Genomic DNA, 19608 nt, shown 5'->3' with positions numbered 1-19608 from the left:
CCCGCTGCTGCTTTCGTTTCGCCTGTCCCATGGGTCGGAGCCTTGTCGGCCCGCCGGCCGCCGTCCACCGGAAAGACAGCGTGCAAACTTCAACGAATCTGATATTCAGAGCACATGAATGTCCGCCCCAGCGATTTGCTGATCGGTGCCTCCGGGCTCCCGGCATCCGGTCATCCCCGCATTGCCGAGCTGGCGGGATGGATCCTGCTCGGCCTGTTCGCGGGCTTGATCGCCCGCAAGATCATGCCCGGGGAGGAAAAGGGCGGCTGCCTGCTCACCATCGTCCTCGGCATCCTCGGCGCGGTGGTCGGCGGCTGGATCGGCAGGCATTTCGGCTACCTGCAGGCGCCGGAACCGGGGGAATGGCTGCCCTCGCCGGATTCGGTCATCACGGCGACGGTCGGCGCACTCCTCGTGCTGCTGATCTGGAAGTGGATGAAGAAGTAGCGGTCGTCATTCTTCCAGCATCTCGTACATGTCGCTGTACATTCCGCTGTAAACGCGGATCACCGTCCAGGCGATGAACAGCACGACGAGAAAGTAAGCGAGCTTCGACGCCACGGCGGACAGGGTTCTCACCGCGGCGGCCGCGTCGTCCTGATAGACCCCGGCCCAGCGCGCGAGATCCTTGTCGAGGCCGCCGGACTCCTCGGCGGTCGCGTAAGAGCGGGCAAAGGCCTTGGGGAAGGCTCCGCAGGCGATGAACTCCGGGCCCAACGGCTTGCCGTCGGCCAGGGCCGATTCGAGTTTCAGCCCCGCCTCGCCGATCACCCCGCTGCGCGACGAGCGGGCGGAGGTTTTCACCGTCTCCTCCATCGAAAGTCCAGCCAGCAGGCAGATGTGATAGACCTTGGTGAAGCGTGCCATCGCCATCGAGCGGCGGGCCTTGCCGATCACCGGGATCAGGTTGATCGCCCGGTCGAGCGAGGCGTTCCCCGGTGCCGCCGCCAGCAAGGCGCGGGCACCCAGCCAGATCACGAAGCCGGCCGCATAAACAGCCAGCACCGCGAGGACGAAACTCTTGAGGATGTCGGTCCACGGCGAGCCGTGCAGGAGGCCCGGTGCCAGCACGCCGACGAACAGGCCGAGGTGCAGCAGCAAGGCCGGGTAGGCCATGCCGCGGATCGCCTCCTGGCGCGCTGCGGCGAGCATGCCATAGTAGTCCGCGAGGTGCTGGAACGCCGCCGCCATGCGCCCGCCGCGCTCGCCCGCGCCGATGACGCTGCGCTCCAGCGGCGTGATCAGCTGGTTGTCGCGCCCGAACGATTCGGTGATCGACTTGCCCGCTTCCAGCTCGCGGTCCATCTCCTCTAACAACGTCGACTGCACCCCGGGCAGCTTGGTGTCGAGCATCGCGGCGGCGGCCTCGCGGATCCCGAAGCCCGCCTCCAGCAGCTTGGCGATTTCCGTGTAGAAAAGATGCTTCTGCGCTGCTTGGAATCCCATGGGTCGACCTCAAGGCTGACATCCGGTCCCGGGCATGGGAAGGGGATTCCTCGGCCCCGGCGGCATCGGCGGTCCAACTGCGCAGGCGAGGCGGCGGGCTTGGAGTTTTTGGGACCGGGATGGAATCCGTGATTCGACAGGTCAATGCCCTGCCCCGCCGCACGCCATGACATCCCTGCATGTCAAAAGGTTCGACATCTCCCGCGCGCTCTCTTCATCTATGGCGGCAACGCGGCTCTCTAACCGCAGCCGGACCGGGCGTCACCGCGCCGCCCGTTTCCGGCGAGAAACTCCGAATCGATGGCCCCCCCCCTCCAGCCTGAGATCCTGATCGCCCATCCCTGGATGGGGCGCGGGGGCTCCGAAGCCACCGCGATGTGGGCCCTGCACAGCCTCCAGGACCGCGCGCGGCTCGCCTTCACCACGGCCTCGCCGGTGGATTGGGACACGCTCAACGGGATCTACGGCACCGCCGTGTCGCCGGAGAAGATCCGCACCCTGCCCGCCCCCAAGCTCCCCGGGGTGAACAGCGGCACGCGCCTCGCGTACTGGCAGCGCGCCTACTTCGAGCGCCATTGCCAACGCCTCGGCAAGCACTTCGACCTGTGCATCAGCGCCTACAACCCGATCCGCTTCTGCCGCCCGGCGATCCAGCTGATCGGCGACTTCAGCTTCAGCGAGGAGTCCCGGCTCGAGCTTTATCCGAATGCCGCCGAACGGGCGCACCACCGCCCCTCGGTGCTGCGGCGCGGCTACCTGCTGGCCGGGACCCTGATCGCCGGCCGCACGGCCACCCGCCTCAGGGCCGCCGACGATTGCTACGTCGCGAACTCAAGGTGGACCGCCCGCCAGGTCGCCAAGATCTTCGGCGTCGACGACATCCCCGTGCTCTATCCGCCGTCGCTTCACTGCGAGCCGCGGCGCGAGCGCGAACGCCAGCCGCTCGGCTTCGTTTGCATGGGCCGCATCACCCCGGAGAAGGAACTTGAGACGATCATCGGCATCCTCGACCGCGTCCGCGCGGCCGGCCACCCGGTCACCCTCGACCTTCTCGGCCGTTTTTCCACGAGCACCTACGCCCAGTCGGTCCGGGGCCTGGTCGATGCCCGGCGCGACTGGATCCGCACGCCCGGCTTCCTCGGTCCCGACGAAAAGGCCGAGCTCTTCGCCACCCGCACCTTCGGCCTCCACGCCTGCCGGGTGGAGGCCTTCGGCATCTCGGTCGCCGAAATGGCGGCGGCGGGATTGATTCCCTTCGTCCCCGCGGAAGGCGGCAGCGGCGAGGTCATCGGCGAGAAATCGCTGGTCTTCTCCGACCCGGACGACGCCGTGAAAAAGATCATCGCCCGGATCGAGTCGCCGCAATCGCTGCCCGCCCTGCGCGACGCCCTTCACGAACAAACGCTGCGCTTCCGGCCGGAACGCTTCGCGGAGAACCTGCGCGGCATCGTCCAGCGTTTCAGCGGCCACACGCTCACCCCATCCTGACCGCTCGTCATGTGGAGCAAGCTGAGCCAACGCCTCACCGACCCGCTGTTCTACCGCAAGCGGTCCCGCCAGTTGCTGAGACCGTTCTTTCCGCCGCGGCCACCGCGCCCGGTCGAGCTCGCCACGCTGATCGCGGCGGCAGGCCCGGTGGCGGTCTTCATCGCCCACCCGGACGACGAGCTCTTCGCGTCCTGCCTGCTGTGCGAACTGGCAGCGCGCGGCAAGGCCTTCCACCTGATCTGCCTGACCCGCGGCGAAGGCGGCGTGACCGGCGACAGCTCCCGGGAGGAACTCGGCCGGCGGCGCGAAGCGGAACTACGGGCCTCCGCCGCGGCGCTCGGGGCCGCCTCGGTGAGCTTCCTCGGCCACATCGACCCGCTCGGCCAGGCCCATCGGGTCTTCGCACCGGCCGTGCCGGCGGGCGAATTGGCATCGCAGGTGAGGTCCGTCATCGAAGCGTTACGGCCTTCCCTGCTGATCACCCACGGCAGCGGCGGCGAGTACTGGCACCCCGCCCACCTCCTCATCCGAAGTGCGGTGATGCGTGCCAATTCGGGCCACGTGCCCGTCCTCACCCTGCACGCCTGGCAATCCGGACACGCCCTTCCCGGGCTCCTCAACCGCGACGACCCGGCCGATCTGGTCATCGACGGCGTCCGCCACCGCGACCAGCGCCTCGCCGCCTTCCGCGCCCATCGCTCCCAGCACGAGTACTTCGCCGGCCACGGCGGCGGCACCCTCGAGGGCTATGTCGACCGTACCGCCCGCGAGGCCTTCCGCCACTACCCTGCAGACACGTAAAGCGGCCAATGTGGCGCGGCAGGTGCTTTTTGCACCCATGCGCGAGGAAGATCTCGATACCCACCACAAGGCGCTCAAAATCAACCTCGACCCGCGCTGGTACGGAACCCTCGCCGAAATCGGTGCCGGCCAGGAAGTGGTGCGCTGGTTCTTCCGCGTCGGCGGCGCCGCCGGCACCGTCGCCAAGAGCATCTCCGCCTACGACATGATGGTCAGCGACGCCATCTACGGCAGCGGCGACCGCTACGTCTCGCGCACGCGCCTGCAGGCGATGCTCGACCGCGAGTTCTCGCTCAATGTCGAGCGCCTCGCCGACCAGCGCGGCGACACCACCGCCTTCTTCGCCTTCGCCGACACGGTGGTCGCCCGCAGCTACCGCGGCGGCAACGAGTGCCACGGCTGGATGGGCGTGAAATTCCAGTCCCGCCCGCGCGACGAACCGTCCCAGATCCTGATCCACGTCCGCATGCTCGACAACGAGGCCTCGCTCCAACAGGAGGCCCTCGGGGTGGTCGGCGTCAACCTCCTCTACGGCGCCTTCTTCCTCTACCACGAGCCCGAGCTGCTGATCGAGAGCCTGCTCGACAAGCTCACCACCGGCCGCATCGAGATCGACATGATCGAGTTCCGCGGGATCGAGTTCCGCGCCGTCGACAACCGCCTGACCAGCCTCAAGCTCGTGCAACTCGGTCTCAGCGGTGCCGCCATGTTCGGCCCCGACGGCTCCGTCCTGCAGCCCTCCGAGGCCCTCTACAAGAAGGCCGTGCTGGTCGAGCGCGGCAGCTTCGTCGCCCTCGACAACTTCAAGGAGGAGTATCTCAGCATCTTCTCGCGCGACGTCCTGAGGAAGATCGCCGACGGCGACGAGGTCTGGACCGACATGGTGCCGCCCCAGGTCGCCGGCCTGATCAAGCAGCGGCACTTCTTCGGCTGCCGCTGATCGCCCCGCTAGTTGCCCAGCAGGAAGGAGACGAGGTTGCCTAACAGGGCAACCAGCGCCACCGTGCGCATCGAGAACGGGGGCACCTGGAAGCCGCGCAGAATGGCCGCGATTCCCATGGATTCGACCAGCCAGATGAGGCCCTCGATGACCCAAACGTTCTTCAGGTGCGGGTAGATCCAGACTACGAAAAGCCCGAAGGTCGCGGCATTCAGCGCAATCAGGCAGCAAACCAGCAGGGCCCGACGTTGAATCCGGTAAAGGCCGATCAGCATCGCCGCGGTGAGCGCGATCTCCACTGCCAGGGAAAACATCGCCGTCGCCTGGCCCAGGCCTTGGCCCACTTCCTGAAGTGGATCTCCCACCGGATTGGCCCTCGCCGACAGGCACGACAGCCATAGTAGTAAAATAACGTCCAGCCATGCCCGTCGGGTTTGATCCCGCAATCTGGCGTTCGTCCGCTTCATCGTGGCTACCGGTTTGATCCAGCATGTGAATCCTCACCTGCAGCCATCCATCTGGACCATTTCGTCTCCGCTCGGCGCCATATCACAAGCTCGATGAGGACAAAGGACAGCGCGACCATGGAAAACAGGAACATCCCCTGCAGGAGTTGCGGTAATACCGGCCGGGCGGTGCGCAAGCTCGCGACGGCCGCACCGATCCAGATCGAGCAAAGGATCCGGGCCCACCGCCTCGACCAGTAGCACCAGAATCCTGCTTGCCGGACAACCGTCCATTCCTCGAGCCGTTCTTCCCTTGCCGACGCGAAGCCGCGGCGCAATGAGGAAGAAAGCTCGTTCAACATGCCCCAAATCTCCCCGGAGCGGTCGTGTCCGGACAAGACGAAACTCCTGCAGGAGGTCAGGGAGTCATCTAACACTGGATCGACGGAAACTGCGCCCCCGCCGGCGGCACATAGTCCCCCAGCGACATGTAGGAGAGCATCTTCACCGTCCGGTGCCCGGCAGCCAGCGCTTCGCGGTGGAGGCCGGGCCGGGACAGCGGGCAAATGAAGCGGGCGAGCGGCGGCGGCAGCTGGCGGGCCGCCTGGGCGACCAGGGCGAGGAGCTCCACGTTCGACACCGCCGCCGCATGGCCGAAGAGGGTGGCGAAAAGGTAGGCCACCGGTTCGCCGTCTCGCAGCATGAGGAATCCCGGCACCTGCCATTCGAGCAATTGCCCCGCATCGCCGGCGCGCGAATAGCCATAGGCGCGGCGCGACAGTTCGGCGACCGCCGGCAGGTCCGCGGGTCCCATCGGCCGGACCGCGTCGTCGTCCTCCGCCGCCGGCATCGCCTGCATCAGCGCCGCGGAGTCCCGCCATTCGAAACCGAGCGAGGTGTAGAGCGAAAGCGACGCGGTGTTGAGCGCTTCCTGGAACAGCCGGACCTGGCGGATGCCCCGCCGCCGTGACTCGTCGATCGCCCACTGCATCAGCTGGCGGCCGATCCCCTTCGATTGCAGGTCCGGGTCCACCGTGATCGGTCCGACCCCGGCGACCTCGTCGACGAAGGTCAGGAAATTCGAACCGACGACCTTGCCGTGGAGGACCGCCATGATTCCGGTGTAATCCGGCCGTTTGACGGTTTGTGAGAGGATCATTTCCCCGACCTCCGGGGTCGGGATGTCGCGCTCGATCCCGAAGCGGTCATGGAGCGCGGAAAACGCCCGGTGACAGATATCCGACAGCCGCGGGATGGCCTCCTCCGTCGCGGGAACAAGTTCGATCGCCATGGCCCGAATCAAACCAACGGCCGCCGCCCCGGCAATGGGACTTTCGTCCCATCCCCGTCTTCCGGTGGACCTTAGTGCCCGTCTTTGCCCCGGCCCGCGTGCACCCGGCGGTGCTCCCAAAAATGCAGCCACGGATGCGCGCCGTGGTGATCTGGCGCGTAATAAGCGGCGTAGGCAACCCCCGCCATCCAAAGAGCCGGCACCAGGATCAGCGACAGGCCGAGGGTGGCGATCGAGAGCCACAGGGCGACGAAAACCATCAGCGTGTTGCCGACCGTCAGGATTCCCGCGCCCGCGAGGTAGTGATGCTTGTAAAGATGCCCCGCCCCGGGAAGCACGCTCAACAAGGCGGCGATCGTGTTTCGATCCACCGTTTTCCACGCATCCAGCAATTCTTTCATGGCGTCAAAGCTCCTTTCGCACCGTGCAAGATGCCACAGGCCCGGGAAGGACGCAAGCACCCGGAAACCGGTTTGACGGGCCAACGGCAGCGACATTTTCGAGGCGAAAGCCGCCCGAATGACAGACCCCTCGAAAGGGTGGCGGCGCCCCAATCGTCTTGCCTATCTCCACCTCGACCCTAGCGTCCCCAGTCATGAAAAACCTGCTGCTCGTTTCCGCCACCACCGCCCTGTTCGGCCTTGTTCCCACGGTCCACGGACAGGACGCCGCCAAACCCCTCAAGGTCATGCTGATCACCGGCGGCTGCTGCCACGACTACAAGGCGCAGACCGAGATTTTGAAGAAGGGACTGGAAGAACGGATCAACGTCACCGTCGACCAGGTCCACGTCGACGACGGCAGCACCAAGCCGGCGCTGCCGATTTACGGCAACCCGGACTACGCCGCCGGCTACGATCTCGTCATCCACGATGAATGCGCCGCCGACATCAAGGACCCGGAGGTCGTCAAGGGAGTGCTCAAGCCCCATCGCGACGGCATGCCCGCCGTCAACCTCCACTGCGCGATGCACAGCTACCGCACCGGCGACTTCCGCAAGAAAGTGACCAAGCTCGGCGGCGACGGTTCGCTGTGGTTCGAGTTCCTCGGCCTGCAATCGAGCGGCCACGGCCGCCAGCAGCCGATCGACATTTCGTTCGTCGACACAAGTCACCCGGTGACCAAGGGCGCCGCCGACTGGACCACCATCAACGAGGAGCTCTACAACAATGTCCGGCTCTTCGACGACGCCCACCCGCTGGCCAAGGGCAAGCAGGGCAAGGATGAGACGGTGGTGGTCTGGACCAACACCTACGGCGACAAGCACACCCGGGTTTTCTCCACGACCATCGGCCACAACAACGCCACCGTCGAGGACGCCCGCTACCTCGACATGGTCGCCAAGGGCCTGCTCTGGGCCGCCGACAAACTCGACGCCAACGGCCGGCCCAAGGCCGGCTACGGCAGGCCGAAGAAGTAAGTGCTTCCTCAGGCCGCCTGCGCTCCCGCCGGAAGCACCCGCAGGCGCCCGGTTTTCTTCAGCACCCGGGCGACGATGTAACCGGCGACGGTGAGCCCGGCACCGGTCCACATCGCGATCACGACGGGGTTGGAGAGCGAATAGCTGCCGCTCAGCCAGACATTCTGGAGCACCGAGGCACAGACCGCGATCATCCACGCGAAGGTGCTGTTGTACTCCGCGCTGACCAGCCGCTTCCAATTGAACGACATGCTGCCGAGGGTCGCGCCGATGCCTCCCAGCCTGGGGATGACCCGGTTGACGCGGCGGCAGTAGTCGTCGTACTGCCCGCCGAATTTTCCACGCAGGAAGTTCTCCTCGGCCGAAATGATGAAATGGTAGCCGATGAAAAAGAACGGGATGCCGACAGCCATGAACCAAAAGGAATTCGAGGCGATGCCGGTGCCGAGCAGGATGGTGAAATTCCCGACATACAGCGGGTTCCGGCAGTGGGCGAAGATCCCGCCCTGGACCAGGTCGTCGGCGTAGGGCATCCGGTTCTTGCCGCCGCGCTTGATGTACTCGAGGCCGATGGTGACGGCGCGGACCAGCTGTCCCGCCAGCGCAATCAGGATCCCGGCAAGCGCCGCGATCCGGTAGTCCGCCGTCAGGAAGGGACCATCGGGCCCCTTGAGGAACAAGAGCAGGTAGACCACCGGAAACAGGATGTTCCGGTAGTGGTAGAGGAAGTTTCCGATGCGGACGTTCATTTGACGGCGATCATTCCGGTGAAGTTGTACCACTTGAAGAAGGTGTCGCAGTGGCGGAAGCCCGCCCGCAGCAGCATCTCCCGGTTTTCCATGAGCTTGTAGGGGATCAGCACGTTCTCGAGGGCCTCGCGCTTCTGGGAGATTTCCAACTCGCTGTAGCCGTTGCGGCGTTTCATGTCGTAGTAGTACTTGATGAACTGCCGGTTGAAGAGCGAGTCCTCGCCGATGACCTTTTCCACGAGGATCAGCGCGCCGTTCTCGTTCATCCCGTCCAGGATGCTTGCCACCAGCTTGTCGCGGTAGAGCGGACGGACGAACTGCAGGGTCAGGACGAGCAGGACCAGCGAAGCGTTCCCGATCTCGACCCCCTGGTTGAGGTCACCGTGGCGGAGTTCGACGTCGCGCTTCATCCCGTGCCGGTCGAGCTTGAGGCGGCAGCGCTCGAGCATCTCCGGCGAGTTGTCGATCCCGACGAACTTCACGTCCGGTGCGACGTTCGGGTCAATGCAGAGGAAGGTCGTTCCGGTGGAGCAGCCGAGGTCGTAGACCGTGGTGCCCGGCACCGCGTAATCGCCCGCGATCTCGGCGATCATCCGTTGCATCTCGCCGTAGAATGGAACGGAGCGGCCGACCATGTCGTCGAACACCGAGACGACCTGCTCGCCGAACTTGAAGTCGGGCAGGTGGTCCATCGGCGTGTCGAACACGCGGTCTTTCTCCAAAACTGTCAGGGGAACACTGCCGCCGTCATCGACGGGCGGGCGGGCAAACTGCAGGGCGGTGGCTTTCATGGTGTCCGTGGAATGAAATCGACAACGCCGCACACCCTACCCGCCGGACATGAGAGGAGAATGAGTCGGCGCCAGCCGGCTCGATTTGCAACGGCCGCCCGGCCGGTCCCATGCAGGATGCCCGCGCGGGCACCCTCCGCACGCCCGCTCCGCATCCCTCCTGACTCCTTGGAAATGAGCACTTCACAAACGAATCGAAATCCGTGGCACGTTGCCTGTTGAGATGAAAGCAGGCGATGCTGCTGCGGCGGCATCCATCAAAACCAACATCAAATCATGAACACACTCGAAATCAAAGGAGACTGGAACATCGCCAAGGGTAAGCTGAAGCAGAAGTGGGGAGAACTCACGGACGACGATCTGGACTACGCCGAAGGCAAGGTGGACGAAATGGTCGGACGGGTGCAGAAGCGCACCGGCGAGTCGCGTGAGGCCGTCGAAAAGGCCATCCAGGAATCGTGCGATTGCCACTGAGCCCGTCACGCTTCTCAACCAAGGAAAGTGCCGCCGCGCCCCGCATCCGGGGCCCGGCGGTTTCGTTTTGCGACGAGAATCCTGATCGGAATAAGCGGAGCGCGGCAGGCTCCCACCGGACAGCCATGAAGATCCGATGCGTTCCCCTCGTGCTGGCGGTGGCCGCCTTGTCCGGATGCCAGCCGGAAGCAGCGGTCACCGGCAATCCGGTTGAAGTCGGGACGGTGAACTGGAGCCGCGACCTCGACCAGTCGCTCGCCGCCGCCAAGCAATCCGGGAAGCCGGTCTTCCTCCTCTTCCAGGAGGTGCCGGGATGTGCCGGCTGCAAGAACTTCGGCCGCGAGGTGCTGAGCGCCCCGTCGATCGTCGGGATGATCGAACGGAACTTCATCCCGGTGCTGGTCCACAACAACAAGGACGGCAAGGACGCCGAAATCCTGAGGCGCTACCAGGAACGAGCCTGGAACTACCAGGTCGTCCGCTTCCTCGACGGCGAAGGCAAGGACCTGATCCCGCGCAAGGACCACGTGTGGACCCGCGAGGCCTTGACCCGCCGGATGCGCGAAGCGCTGGCCAAGGCGGGTCGCGAGGAAGCCGCGGCGGCCCCCGCGACCCGGCAGGTTGCCTTCGCCCAGCACTGCTTCTGGACCGGCGAAATGAAACTCGGCGCGATCGAAGGAACCGTCCGCACCGAGGCCGGCTTCTTCCGCGGCCGCGAGGTGACCCTGGTCGACTACGATCCCGCGACGATCCGGCTGGAAGACCTCATCCGGAGCGCCCGGACGGCGGGGGTGGCCGACGCGGTCTATCTCAGCGGGGAGGACCAGGCCGCCCCCGCCGGGGCCGCGGGCTTCGGGAACGCCACGCTTCTGGACGACTCCTACCGCAAGGCGCCGGCATCCGACCAAAAGCGGCAGCTCAAAGGCACGAAGTTCTCAAAGCTCGATCTCACGCCCGAACAGGCGACCAAGGTCAACGCTTTCGCCCGCACCGACTCCCGCAAGGCCGCCAGCTTCCTCAAGAACTGATCGCTCAGGGCTTGCCCGCCGGTACCGGCAGCAACGGCGTCAGCAACTCCTTCCAGATCTCGTAGCCGGCGTCGCTCATGTGCAGCTTGTCACCGATGAACAGCTCGGGGATCGGCTTGCCGTCCTTGTCGAGGTAGCGGTCCGCCGAACCGGCGACGTAGGTGATGCGCGGATCGGCGTCGGCGGCTTTCAGGAAGCGCCGGTTCATGTCGGCCTCGCGGTCGCGCGCCGACTCGCGGGACTCGCAGGGACGGATCGGCATGATGATCAGTTTCGCCTCCGGAACCCGCTTGAACAGCCGGGTGCGGAACTCCGTGAAATCCTCGTCCACCTGCTCGGGCGACTTCTTGTCCCAGATGTCGTTGCAGCCGCAGTAGAAGACCACGATCGACGGCTCGTAGCGCAACACGCAGCGCTCGAGGTAGTGGTTGACGTCGGAAATGTGGCTGCCTCCGAAACCGCGGTTGAGGGCATCCAGGCCCGGGAACACTTTCGGGATCTTGAGCATCCGGATGCTCGAGCTGCCGGCGAAGACGATGCCGCCCTTTTCCGGCGGGTTCTTCGCGTCCGCCGCGTCGAAGGCATCGATTTCCTTGGCGAAGCGCGCGGGATCCGGATCGGGCGCGGCCATCGCGACCAGCGGCGCCAACAACAGGAGGAGCAAGGTTCGGAGCATGGGCCGATGCTACGGATGCCCACTTGCGAGTCGATCATTCCCCGGCCGCCTTTTCGAACCGCGAATCATGCAAGAGGCACGATCCATCCCGCATCGCGCACGAATTCCCGGTTCGTTTCGGACACCCCTCGCGACGGGATCACCTTCCCTAACAAACTCTTGGCCAATTTGTTGGAACCAACCCGGAGCCGGGCGGGCGGCGGCGGCACGGCGGTTGCGATAGAATCCTCGCCATGAACAAGAAACTGCAAACCAAACTGTTCCTGCTTCCCGCGGCCCTCTTCGCCCTCTCCATGACGTCGTGCGACGTCGACAAGGTGGAGGATGGTGAGCTGCCGGAAGTGAAGGTCGAAGGCGAGCTCAAGGCTCCGAAGTTCGATGTTGAAGGTCCGGAAGTGACCGTCGGCAAGAAGAAGGTCGAAGTCGAGGTTCCCACCGTCGACGTCGATATTCCGGATGAAGAAGACAACGAATAACCCCGGCGAGCCATGGAACAAGCAAGCGCTCCTGCAAACAAGCTCCTCCTGGTGATCCTTGCGGTGCTCCTGCCCCCGTTGGCGGTCGCGCTCAAGACCGGGTTGGACAAAACCTTCGTCCTCAACCTCATCCTCACCCTCTTCATGTGGATCCCGGGGCTCATTCACGCCCTCATCGTGATCCTCTGAAGCCCGGAATTCCCGGCCCGTGCGCCGTCTCCCCATGGGAGCTGCGCGGGCCGGGCTCTTCCACCCGAGGTGACCGCCCTGCCCGAACCCCCGCCACCCCTTCCCATGTTCTCTTCCCTGCGGGCCCGGCTGCGGATCGCTTCGGGCGCTTTCTGCGACCGCTTTCCGCGGACTGCCGGACTGCTCGGTTTCGCCAAGCGGCGCCGCCGGCCCCTGACCGCGCTGTTCGTGCTGACCATGCACGTGATCGGCTTCTTCCAGTCGATCTCCGCGGTGATGGAGACCCGCACGCCCCAAGGGGCGATCGCCTGGGCGATCACCCTCAACACCTTCCCCTACCTCGCCGTCCCCGCCTACTGGGTGTTCGGCAACGACGATTTCGACACCTACGTCTCGACCCGTAGCGCCGGGCTCGCCGAGATCCGGCCGGTCGCGCGGCAGATGATCCGCGACATCGGCGAGGCCGGCGTCCCGCCCGCCGCCACGACCGACCTGATGACCACCCTTTCGCGCATCTCGTCGCTGCCGGTGACCTCCGGGAACAAGGCCGAGCTGCTGGTCGACGGGAAAAACACCTTCCGCTCGATCTTCGATGCCATCGACAATGCCCAAGACTATGTGTTGGTGCAGTTCTACATCATCCGCGCGGACGGCACCGGCAACGAGCTCAAGGAGCGGCTGATCCGGAAGCTCCGCGAGGGAGTGAAGGTCCATGTCCTTTACGACGACTACGGATGCCTCGGCCTCGACCGGTCGTTTACCCGCGACCTGACCGAGGCAGGTGCCGAGGTTCGTTCGTTCATGAATCTCGGCGGCGATGCCAACCGCTTCCAGCTTAACTTCCGCAACCACCGCAAGATCGTGGTGGTCGACGGCAAGGTCGCCTTCGTCGGCGGCCACAACGTCGGCGACGAGTACCTCGGCAAGCACCCCTCGCTGACCCCCTGGCGCGACAGCCACCTGAGGATCTCCGGCCCGGTCGTCGCGAGCGTGCAGGTGCCGTTCGTCGAGGACTGGCACTGGGCAACCGGCGAGCAGCTCGATCACCTCCGCTGGGATCTCTCCAGCCGCCCCGGTGACGCGGAAGCGGTGTGCCTGCCGACCGGGCCGGCCGATCCGATGGAGACCTGCGGCCTGTTCTTCCAGGCAGCGATCCACGCGGCGAAGAAGCGGGTATGGATTGCCACACCCTACTTTGTGCCCGACGACGCCGTTGTGATGGCGTTGCAGCTCGCCGCCCGGCGCGGGGTCGAGGTGAAGGTCCTGGTTCCCGAGCTTTCCGACAGCAAGCTGGTCTACCTCTCGTCCTTCTCCTACCTCGACGAGCTCGAACGCGCGGGCGTGGAAGTCTGGCGTTACCAGGACGGGTTCCTGCACCAGAAGGTGATCCTGATCGACGACGAGTTCTCAGCGATCGGCAGCGCGAATCTCGACAACCGTTCCTTCCGGCTGAACTTCGAGGTCATGATCGGCGTGAACGACAAGCCCTTCGCCCGCGAGGTGAAGACGATGCTCCAGTTGGACTTCGACAAGAGCACCCGCGCCAAGGCCAACGACCTGGCGGAACGCGAATTCCGCTTCCGCCTGGGAGTCAAGGTGGCGCGCCTGCTGGCCCCGATCCAATGATCAGTTCCCGGACGCGGGCGTCACGCGGATGAACAACTTCCGGTCCGCCCCGGGCGGCAACGATGCCGCCGGGATCGGGAACACCGTCGTCGCCGCCGGCCAGCTCGCGGCCTTCCAGGGGCCGGTGGGGACCCACCCGTCAAGGTCCGAGGAAAGCCCGATCTCATAGTAGCGGCCCGGAACCGTCTGCACGGCGGCCGAAGCTCCGCCTGCGCCTGGTGCGGGCAGCAGGGAGGTCGCCCGCAACACGCTCGCGGGATCCGTCGGATCGGTGCCGGACTCGAATTCCGCAGCGTCGCTCATGCCGTCGCCATCGGCATCCGCCAGTCCCGACAACGTGGTGAGGTCGGGGAACCAGGCGAGTTCCCACTTGTCCGGCAAGCCGTCGCCGTCCTCGTCCTCCTTGCCGCCGAAGCCGAGCGAGACCGAGAAGAAGTAGTCGCGGGTGAAATCGGTGTGCTGGTAGCCCTTCGGCACCGGCGCCTCACCGAGGGCGATGGTGCTGGCCACCGGGGTGATGTCGTAGCTGTAGAAGATCTCGTCGGTGCCGAAGTAGTTGAAAGAGATCACCCCGTCGCCCGTGCCACCCGAGCCGTCGGGATAGGCGTCGAGGAAGCCCGGCGCGATGGTTTCCCCGGGCGCGACGGTGATCTGCGCCGGCGCCTCGGAGAACGGCAGGTCATTGACCCCGAGCGCGTAGGCGGTCCGGGTGGTGCCGATCGCCAGCACGGTGAAGTCGTTGTCGGCATTGACCCGGACCAGGAAGGGCGTCAGCGGGTCGGCGTTGCTCGAGGCATGGAACCGGAAGCGGTCCACCGTCACCGTCATCGCCTGGGCCGTGTTGTTGGTGAAAACGTCGGACTCGTTGATCACGAGGTTCGAGATCACCTGGTCCGCGACGTAGCCCGGCACCACGGCGGGTCCGTTGCCGAGCTGGTACTCGACGACCAGATAGCTGATGGAAAAGTCGTAGTGCCGCAGGTCGTTCTCGACCAGGAAGGCCCCGGCTGCCGGTGGCTGGCCGGCCGTGACCGAGCCCGAGTCGGATTCCGCGGGACCGCCGCCGTGCCAGACCCCGGCCATGTCGGGCTGCGAGACGACGATGCCCGGCTGGGTGCCGCCGCTGCCATCGGGGTTGGCATCGAGGAAGCCGATGGCGATCGTCTCGCCGGCCGCCACCTCGACCTTGGTGCTGGCATCCGAGAACGGCAGGTCATTCTGGCCGCTTGCATAGCCGGTCCGCGGATTGCCGACCGCAAGGACGGTGAAGCTGTTCGGCCCGTCGACGCGGACGATGAAGGGTGTCAGCGGCTCGCCGGTACCGGCGGCGTTGAACTGGAAGCGGTCCATCAGGAGCGTGAGCCCGGCGCCGCTGGTATTGGTGAAGGTGGCCTGCTTGTCGATCACCAGGTTGGCCGCCCAGAGTTCCGGGCTTCCGGCATCCGCTCCGCCGGCGACCGCCAGCGAGATGGAATAGTAGTAGCTCCGCGGCGTGTCGGTCACCAGCACCCCCTCGGTCACCGGGGCCTGGCCGACGGCGATGCTGCTGCCGGTGTTACCGATATTATAACTGTAGTAGACCTCGTCGGTGCCGTAGTAGTCGAAGGAAACCACGCCGGGCCCGGTGCCGCCGGTGCCGTCGGGAAGGGCATCGAGGAAGCCGGTGGCCAGCGTTTCCCCCGGCGCGAGGATCACGCTGACCGGGCTGTCGGAGAAGGCGACGTTGTTGTCGCCGAGGGCGTAGCTGGTGCGGGTGGTGCCGATCGCCAGGACGGTGAAGTCATTGTCGGCGTTCACGCGGACCACGAACGGGGTGACCGGATCGCCCTGCAGGGCCGCGTGGAAGCGGAAGCGCTGCACCGACACGTTCATTGAATGCGGCGTGTTGTTGGTGAAGACGTCCGTCTCGTTGATCACGAAGTTCGAATAGGCCCCGTCCGAGATGGCATCGGGTGCCACGTCGAGGCCGTCGCCGAGCTCGAACTCGCCGACCTGATAGGTGACGGCGAAGTCGTAGTCGCGGGTCTCGATGGTAACCACCGAAGCTCCCGGCACCGGCGGCTGGCCGATCGTGAGGCTCGCGGAATCGCCGTCCAGCGGCCCGCCACTGTGCCAGACCTCCGCGCCTCCCGCTTGCCAGGTGATGACCCCGGCCCCGGTCCCGCCCGAACCGTCGGGCAAGGCATCGAGGAAGCCGACGGCAATCGTTTCCCCCGCCCCGACCGTGACGGTCGCCGGGCTGTCGGAGAACGGCAGGTCGTTGGCGCCCGGGACGTAGGTGACGCGGGTGCTGCCGATGGCGAGCACGGTGAAATCATTGTCGGCATTGACGCGGACGACGAAGGGCGTGAGCGGGTCGCCGGCGATGCCCGCATTGAAGCGGAAGCGATCGAGCGTGAGAACCAGCGGACCGGCGGTCGGGTTGGTGAAGGTCGCCGCCTCGTTGACGACCAGGTTGGAATGCCAGAGGTCGAGCTCGGGATCCGGCCCCGGGGACGGCGTGCTGCCGAGGAATCCGCCGCCGTAGAAGCTGCCGGTCTTGGTGCAGGAGTCGGCATTCATCCCCAGGATCCAGTCGGCGACGCGCGCCACCGCGACGTCGTCGACGATGCCCTTGGCCAGCGGCGGCATCGAACAGCACTCGTCGATGGTGTTGATCCGCTGCAGCAGGACGGAGTTCTCGATGCTGCCCGGCTTGATCACCGCGGGCGCCGGGGCGCCGAGGCCGTCGATGACCGGGCCGCAGATGATGGATTGGCTGGGCAGAGGGGTGCTCAGGCGGGCATCGAAGAAGGCGCGCGAGCTGCCGCCGGGCTGGTGGCAATGGGAGCAGTTGCTGTCGAAGTAGGAGCGCACCCAATCCTCGTCGGACGCCACCGGGTCGTCGTGCGGGGTCGACGTCAGCACCCCGGCGAGCTTGTCCACGGTGATGGACTGCGGGATGAATCCGGCCACGCTGAGCGACTCGATCTGGTTGGCCGGGGAGCCGCCCGGATAGTCGAAGATCCGGTTGAGCTGGCGCGTGCGGAATCCGAGCACCGGACCGGAGACCGGCGTGTGGCACTGGTTGCACTGGCTCCGCGAGGGATAGAGGTACTCGAAGGTGTCGCTGCCCACCGTCAGGACCTCCTCGGCCCCTTCCTCCAACAGATCCGCCTCGCTGCCGTCGGCGCGCCACTTGTAGGTCACGCCACCCCAGCCGTCGGTACCGTGGACCAACAACCGGGTCTCCAGCGGCGCGCCGGTGTCCGGGCGGGCGAAATGCTTCACGAACACCGTGCCGACCGGAAACTGCCAGTTGCCGCTCTGGCTGTAGGTGATCTGCTCGGCGGGGGAATCGGCGACGCCGTCGTTGGGGATCATCACCCAACGCTTCTTCTCCATCCCCGCGCTCCACAACGGCATGTTGACGTCGTAGGGGATCATGGCCGGGGCCGGGGTCAGCGTCGGGACGTCGGCGAAGACCCCGGTCTCGGACAGCAGGGCCGGATAAGTCCAGGTGCCGGGCGCCGGCGGGCCTGCGGGCTTGATGCGGGAAATCACCGCGTTGCCGTTCACCCCCGCACCGAGCTGGAGCAGCAGTGGCTCGCCGGCGGAGTCGATGCCGAAGGAGCTGATCCCTTCCCAGATCCCCGCCGCCCGGCCCTGGCCGAACTGCTCGACCGACAGCGTCTGCTGGGTCTGCGGGTCGTATTCCAGCGCATAGAGCAGCTGCGACCCGTTGTCCCCGTAGAGATATTTCCCGACCAGTTCGGGGATCGCGGTGCCGCGGTAGACGTAGCCGCCGATGATGCAATTCCCCACGCCGTGCTCGTAGTCGTGGACCGGGGCACGATCCGTGCCGATCGGAACCGCCGGCGGATCCGCGAAGCCGGGGTTGGTGCCCTCCTTGTAGCTCCACTCGAAGTTCAGCCCCGGCCCGTCCATCACGTCCACCTCCTCGCGGGCGCTCGCCCCGACGTCTCCGATCCAGAACAACCCGGTCGCGGCGTCGAAGCTCATCCGGTGCGGCTCGCGCAAGCCGATGGCGTAGAATTCCTCGAGAACCGGCGATTCGGCGATCTCCGGTGCCACCACCCACGGGTTGTCGCTCGGGATGAAGTAATTCTGCGTGTAGGATCCCGGGCCGGCCGGCAGGCGGCGGATCGGGTGACTGATGGCGCCGCCCTGCATGTCGACGTCGATCCGCCAGACGCCGGAACGGAAGCGGTCGTCGATCTTCTGCGTGTCGGCCTCGGCGTCGCCGCTTTCATTGCCCTCGTCGCCGACCGCGAGATAGAGGAACCCGTCCGCCCCAAAGCACATCCCGCCCCCCTCGTGGCCCTTCACCGTGTCGTACTGGTTGATCAGGATCTGCGGGCTGACAAAGGCCGTGCCGTTCCACGTGTAACGGGCCAGACGATCGTAAAAGGGCGGGTTCGCCGCCGGGGCATCGTCGTTGGGATTGTGGAGGTAGTAGATGTAGAGGAAGTCCTTCCCCAGGCCCTTGCCGAACTGCGGGTGGAAGGCGGTCGAGAGGATGCCGCCGTGCTTGTGGATCTTGTCCGGTTGGCCGGGAGCGCCGGGATCCACGCCTTGGTCCCAGTTCAGGTACCAGACGACATTCCGGACATCGAGGACCAGCTCGCGGGTGGTCGCGGCATCGTCGTCGGCGACTTTGAAGATCCTGCCGTCCATTTCCGCGATCATCAGCTGCCCGGGTTGCTCCGGCCACGGCTTGGCATCGATCGGCGACTCCCAGTCGAGCGCCGGGAAGGCTTCGCTCAGCTCGACCCCGGTGGGGACGATCGAAAGCGTCGGCAGGACGCCATTCGAGAAGGGCCCGACCGGCTGCGGTCCGCCGAAACCGCTGAAGCCCTCGGCATGGGCGCGCACCGTGGTCGTCGTCGGCGTGGGAAAATCGGCGGGCACCGTGGCCGGCGGCGTGACCCCGGCGCACCACTTCAGGGCCCGGACCAGGGTTTCCTGGAAGGCCGCGCAGCGCATCCCGACCGGCTCGTCCTCGAAGTCGTAGAGGTGGCCGTAGGACGACCCGTAGACCCGGCCGGCCCCGTAGTTGACCGCCCACTCGACCGGGAATTGCAACTGGGTCTCGGCGTCCTTGGCGTACGAGAGCACCGTCAGGTTGTTGGCCGGACCGCGCAGGTAGCGCCAGATCTCGAGGTTCGCCGCCATCCACGACGCCGGCAGGCCGGCGTGGATCGGGTGGTTCTGGAAGCTCGTGACCAGCGTGTCGGCGTGGGGGCCGTGGCTGGTGTAGGCCGCCGGGCCCGGCAGGTCGGGACCGTAGCTCAGCAGGTTGCCGCCGGCATCGATCTCGACCGCGGTGCCGACCGACGCGTCGTTCCAGCGGATCCCCAGCATCTCGTTGTACTCCGGCCAGTCGACGAAGGACTGGGCCGCCTCGTGGAAGGCCACGAAGCCGCCGCCGCCACTGACGTAGGCCGCGAAGTTCGCCTCCACCGCCGCCGGCCAGCGCGGTTCGCCGCCCTCGTGGTTGCTGTAGCCCGACATCACCACGTTGTAGGCCGCGAAATCCGGCGACCAGGTCGTCCAGCCGGGGTCGGTGGCGGGTCCCGGCGTGACGCTGAAATCCACGTCGAAAGAGCCGTCGCGGGACAAGATCGCGCGGACGATCTCGATGCGGTGCTGCCAGTCGTGGTTGCTGGCACCTTCAATGACCAGAACCTTGATCGGTGCCGCCGGGAGGAGCGGGGAACAAGCGAACGCCAGCAAGCCGGCGAGCAGGATGCGGGGGAATTTCATG

General features: G+C 66.1%; 18 protein-coding genes and 1 pseudogene. 10 read left to right on the top strand and 9 right to left on the bottom strand.

The genetic code is table 11. From position 1 onward, the window contains the following. The first annotated feature begins 114 nt into the window (after nucleotides 1-114). The gene (locus IG178_RS13075) at nucleotides 115-447 is read left to right on the top strand and encodes a GlsB/YeaQ/YmgE family stress response membrane protein (protein ID WP_193213006.1); all 333 of its coding nucleotides are present in this window, start codon (nucleotides 115-117) and stop codon (nucleotides 445-447) included. A 6-nt stretch (nucleotides 448-453) separates the two neighbouring features. Here IG178_RS13075 and IG178_RS13070 read toward each other — a convergent pair whose 3' ends face one another. Next, nucleotides 454-1446 carry a type II secretion system F family protein gene (locus IG178_RS13070; protein ID WP_193213005.1) on the bottom strand — a complete coding sequence of 331 codons (993 nt, stop codon included), beginning with the start codon at nucleotides 1444-1446 and terminating at the stop codon, nucleotides 454-456. A gap of 300 nt (nucleotides 1447-1746) precedes the next feature. On the opposite strand from IG178_RS13070, the gene IG178_RS13065 reads away from it, so the two are divergent. The 3 genes and pseudogenes from IG178_RS13065 to IG178_RS13055 form a co-directional block, all read left to right on the top strand. Then, nucleotides 1747-2934 carry a glycosyltransferase gene (locus tag IG178_RS13065; RefSeq protein WP_193213004.1) on the top strand — a complete coding sequence of 396 codons (1188 nt, stop codon included), beginning with the start codon at nucleotides 1747-1749 and terminating at the stop codon, nucleotides 2932-2934. 9 nt (nucleotides 2935-2943) lie between these two features. Continuing rightward, nucleotides 2944-3735 (top strand): PIG-L deacetylase family protein, encoded by a 792-nt coding sequence (locus IG178_RS13060; RefSeq protein ID WP_193213003.1) that lies wholly within the window; start codon nucleotides 2944-2946, stop codon nucleotides 3733-3735. 37 nt (nucleotides 3736-3772) lie between these two features. Continuing rightward, nucleotides 3773-4522 (top strand): annotated as a pseudogene (locus IG178_RS13055) (TonB-dependent receptor); the annotation flags it as partial. A gap of 161 nt (nucleotides 4523-4683) precedes the next feature. On the opposite strand, the gene IG178_RS13050 reads toward IG178_RS13055, so the two are convergent. From IG178_RS13050 to IG178_RS13040, 4 genes are all read right to left on the bottom strand, one after another. Further along, nucleotides 4684-5019: a hypothetical protein gene (locus IG178_RS13050; protein WP_226895403.1), complete on the bottom strand. Its 336-nt coding sequence runs from the start codon at nucleotides 5017-5019 to the stop codon at nucleotides 4684-4686. A gap of 128 nt (nucleotides 5020-5147) precedes the next feature. Further along, nucleotides 5148-5483, bottom strand: coding sequence for a hypothetical protein (locus tag IG178_RS25540; protein ID WP_226895402.1), 336 nt, complete (start codon nucleotides 5481-5483; stop codon nucleotides 5148-5150). Between the two features lie 68 nt (nucleotides 5484-5551). Continuing rightward, nucleotides 5552-6412, bottom strand: a complete 861-nt coding sequence (locus IG178_RS13045) for a GNAT family N-acetyltransferase (protein ID WP_193213001.1) — start codon at nucleotides 6410-6412, stop codon at nucleotides 5552-5554. A 71-nt stretch (nucleotides 6413-6483) separates the two neighbouring features. After that, the gene (locus tag IG178_RS13040) at nucleotides 6484-6813 is read right to left on the bottom strand and encodes a hypothetical protein (protein ID WP_193213000.1); all 330 of its coding nucleotides are present in this window, start codon (nucleotides 6811-6813) and stop codon (nucleotides 6484-6486) included. Nucleotides 6814-7007: 194 nt separating this feature from the next. On the opposite strand from IG178_RS13040, the gene IG178_RS13035 reads away from it, so the two are divergent. After that, entirely contained in the window at nucleotides 7008-7832 is an 825-nt protein-coding gene (locus IG178_RS13035; RefSeq protein WP_193212999.1) for a ThuA domain-containing protein, read from the top strand. 8 nt (nucleotides 7833-7840) lie between these two features. On the opposite strand, the gene IG178_RS13030 is transcribed toward IG178_RS13035, so the two are convergent. Both IG178_RS13030 and cmoA read right to left on the bottom strand, forming a co-directional pair. Then, on the bottom strand, nucleotides 7841-8581 hold the full coding sequence (locus IG178_RS13030) for a methyltransferase family protein (protein WP_193212998.1): 741 nt from the start codon (nucleotides 8579-8581) through the stop codon (nucleotides 7841-7843). Next, on the bottom strand, nucleotides 8578-9273 hold the full coding sequence (gene cmoA, locus IG178_RS13025; RefSeq protein WP_343225968.1) for a carboxy-S-adenosyl-L-methionine synthase CmoA: 696 nt from the start codon (nucleotides 9271-9273) through the stop codon (nucleotides 8578-8580). The genes IG178_RS13030 and cmoA overlap by 4 nt, the downstream gene beginning before the upstream one ends. 375 nt (nucleotides 9274-9648) lie before the next feature. Between cmoA and IG178_RS13020 the strand changes: the two genes are divergently transcribed. Together IG178_RS13020 and IG178_RS13015 are read left to right on the top strand one after the other, a co-directional pair. Continuing rightward, on the top strand, nucleotides 9649-9846 hold the full coding sequence (locus tag IG178_RS13020; RefSeq protein WP_193212996.1) for a CsbD family protein: 198 nt from the start codon (nucleotides 9649-9651) through the stop codon (nucleotides 9844-9846). Between the two features lie 125 nt (nucleotides 9847-9971). Next, the gene (locus IG178_RS13015; RefSeq protein WP_193212995.1) at nucleotides 9972-10874 is read left to right on the top strand and encodes a VPGUxxT family thioredoxin-like (seleno)protein, type 2; all 903 of its coding nucleotides are present in this window, start codon (nucleotides 9972-9974) and stop codon (nucleotides 10872-10874) included. A 4-nt stretch (nucleotides 10875-10878) separates the two neighbouring features. On the opposite strand, the gene IG178_RS13010 is transcribed toward IG178_RS13015, so the two are convergent. Further along, entirely contained in the window at nucleotides 10879-11550 is a 672-nt protein-coding gene (locus IG178_RS13010) for a GDSL-type esterase/lipase family protein (RefSeq protein ID WP_193212994.1), read from the bottom strand. Between the two features lie 233 nt (nucleotides 11551-11783). Here IG178_RS13010 and IG178_RS13005 point away from each other — a divergent pair, with 233 nt between their 5' ends. The 3 genes from IG178_RS13005 to cls all read left to right on the top strand — a co-directional run bounded on the left by IG178_RS13005 (nucleotide 11784) and on the right by cls (nucleotide 13841). Next, nucleotides 11784-12026, top strand: coding sequence for a hypothetical protein (locus tag IG178_RS13005; RefSeq protein WP_226895400.1), 243 nt, complete (start codon nucleotides 11784-11786; stop codon nucleotides 12024-12026). Between the two features lie 12 nt (nucleotides 12027-12038). Then, a complete protein-coding gene (locus tag IG178_RS13000) occupies nucleotides 12039-12215 on the top strand; it encodes a YqaE/Pmp3 family membrane protein (protein ID WP_193212993.1) in 177 nt (58 codons plus the stop codon). 105 nt (nucleotides 12216-12320) lie between these two features. Then, nucleotides 12321-13841, top strand: coding sequence for a cardiolipin synthase (gene cls, locus IG178_RS12995; RefSeq protein ID WP_193212992.1), 1521 nt, complete (start codon nucleotides 12321-12323; stop codon nucleotides 13839-13841). On the opposite strand, the gene IG178_RS12990 is transcribed toward cls, so the two are convergent. After that, on the bottom strand, nucleotides 13842-19577 hold the full coding sequence (locus tag IG178_RS12990; RefSeq protein ID WP_226895398.1) for a ThuA domain-containing protein: 5736 nt from the start codon (nucleotides 19575-19577) through the stop codon (nucleotides 13842-13844). Nucleotides 19578-19608 lie beyond the last annotated feature (31 nt).

This window comes from Neoluteolibacter marinus, from assembly GCF_014904755.1.
In the GTDB taxonomy this organism is placed as follows: domain Bacteria; phylum Verrucomicrobiota; class Verrucomicrobiia; order Verrucomicrobiales; family Akkermansiaceae; genus Haloferula; species Haloferula marina.
Note: the sequence above shows the minus strand (reverse complement) of the source record. Positions and strands in the feature narration are given on the sequence as shown.

What these genes read in the sequence shown, in the direction of transcription:
- IG178_RS13065 (WP_193213004.1), top strand. Translation starts at nt 1,747, where the DNA reads ATGGCCCCCCCCCTCCAGCCTGAGATCCTGATCGCCCATCCCTGGATG.
- IG178_RS13005 (WP_226895400.1), top strand. Translation starts at nt 11,784, where the DNA reads ATGAACAAGAAACTGCAAACCAAACTGTTCCTGCTTCCCGCGGCCCTC.
- cls (WP_193212992.1), top strand. Translation starts at nt 12,321, where the DNA reads ATGTTCTCTTCCCTGCGGGCCCGGCTGCGGATCGCTTCGGGCGCTTTC.
- IG178_RS13020 (WP_193212996.1), top strand. Translation starts at nt 9,649, where the DNA reads ATGAACACACTCGAAATCAAAGGAGACTGGAACATCGCCAAGGGTAAG.
- IG178_RS13035 (WP_193212999.1), top strand. Translation starts at nt 7,008, where the DNA reads ATGAAAAACCTGCTGCTCGTTTCCGCCACCACCGCCCTGTTCGGCCTT.
- IG178_RS13010 (WP_193212994.1), bottom strand. Translation starts at nt 11,550, where the DNA reads ATGCTCCGAACCTTGCTCCTCCTGTTGTTGGCGCCGCTGGTCGCGATG.
- IG178_RS13030 (WP_193212998.1), bottom strand. Translation starts at nt 8,581, where the DNA reads ATGAACGTCCGCATCGGAAACTTCCTCTACCACTACCGGAACATCCTG.
- IG178_RS25540 (WP_226895402.1), bottom strand. Translation starts at nt 5,483, where the DNA reads ATGTTGAACGAGCTTTCTTCCTCATTGCGCCGCGGCTTCGCGTCGGCA.
- IG178_RS13070 (WP_193213005.1), bottom strand. Translation starts at nt 1,446, where the DNA reads ATGGGATTCCAAGCAGCGCAGAAGCATCTTTTCTACACGGAAATCGCC.
- IG178_RS13060 (WP_193213003.1), top strand. Translation starts at nt 2,944, where the DNA reads ATGTGGAGCAAGCTGAGCCAACGCCTCACCGACCCGCTGTTCTACCGC.
- IG178_RS13000 (WP_193212993.1), top strand. Translation starts at nt 12,039, where the DNA reads ATGGAACAAGCAAGCGCTCCTGCAAACAAGCTCCTCCTGGTGATCCTT.
- IG178_RS13075 (WP_193213006.1), top strand. Translation starts at nt 115, where the DNA reads ATGAATGTCCGCCCCAGCGATTTGCTGATCGGTGCCTCCGGGCTCCCG.
- cmoA (WP_343225968.1), bottom strand. Translation starts at nt 9,273, where the DNA reads ATGGACCACCTGCCCGACTTCAAGTTCGGCGAGCAGGTCGTCTCGGTG.
- IG178_RS13040 (WP_193213000.1), bottom strand. Translation starts at nt 6,813, where the DNA reads ATGAAAGAATTGCTGGATGCGTGGAAAACGGTGGATCGAAACACGATC.
- IG178_RS13015 (WP_193212995.1), top strand. Translation starts at nt 9,972, where the DNA reads ATGAAGATCCGATGCGTTCCCCTCGTGCTGGCGGTGGCCGCCTTGTCC.
- IG178_RS13045 (WP_193213001.1), bottom strand. Translation starts at nt 6,412, where the DNA reads ATGGCGATCGAACTTGTTCCCGCGACGGAGGAGGCCATCCCGCGGCTG.